1 protein-coding gene is annotated in these 805 nt (G+C 30.3%); it reads left to right on the top strand.

Features of this window, described 5'->3' with window-relative positions; translation table 11 throughout:
* Positions 1 to 16 precede the first annotated feature (16 nt).
* Positions 17 to 805, top strand: a 789-nt coding sequence (locus tag BG20_RS10955; protein WP_010195372.1) for a TiaS agmantine-binding domain-containing protein, incomplete at its 3' end; no start/stop codon positions are given.

The raw sequence follows: 805 nt of genomic DNA, 5'->3' as shown, positions 1-805 counted from the left end.
TTCCTATAATTTGTTTATGACTGATTCACACATATTGAATATTGGTTTTGATGATACTGATTCACCAAAAGGAATGTGCACAACTTTTCTTGCTTACAAAATTGTTGATGTATTAAAAAAACAAGAAACTGAATTTCTTGATTTTCCAAAACTTGTCAGATTCAACCCTAACATTCCTTGGAAAACAAGAGGAAATGGAGCTGTTTCTATGAAAATCAGGACAAAAAATCCATCAAAAATCAAAGGAAAAATCAAACATCTTGTAAAAAAATATTCTGATATAAATAATGGTGCAAATCCTGGACTTGTATTTTATGAGAATGAAATTCCAAAACACTTTACAAAATTTAGCAAATTAGCATTATGGCAATTAATTAATAGAAATCAAGCAAAAAAATTTGCAAGAAAAAACAACATTGAATTTTTTTACAAAGGAAACGGTCAAGGTCTTGTAGGTGCAATCGGTGCAATAGGTTATGATTTTAAAGATCACACATTGGAATTATTAAGTTACAGAAAAAACTCCAAATTTGGAAAAGATAGAAAACTTTCTGCTACAAGTGTAAAAACAATGCAAGAAAAAACACAGCCTAATACCTTTAACAGTTTTGATAACAAAAAAAATCGAGTATTGATTACTCCGCATGGACCTGATCCTGTTTTTTATGGAATACGTGGTGAAAATATAGATACGCTACTTCATGCAACCAAGATATTGAAAACAGATGAAAAGTTAGCAGGCCACTTGATATTCAAATCTAATCAAGGTACGGGCGATCACTTGGAAAATGAGTTTAATGTAACT

It is taken from the genome of Candidatus Nitrosarchaeum limnium BG20 (genome assembly GCF_000241145.1).
Classification (GTDB): Archaea; Thermoproteota; Nitrososphaeria; order Nitrososphaerales; family Nitrosopumilaceae; genus Nitrosarchaeum; species Nitrosarchaeum limnae.
This window is presented reverse-complemented; position numbering and strand designations above follow the sequence as displayed.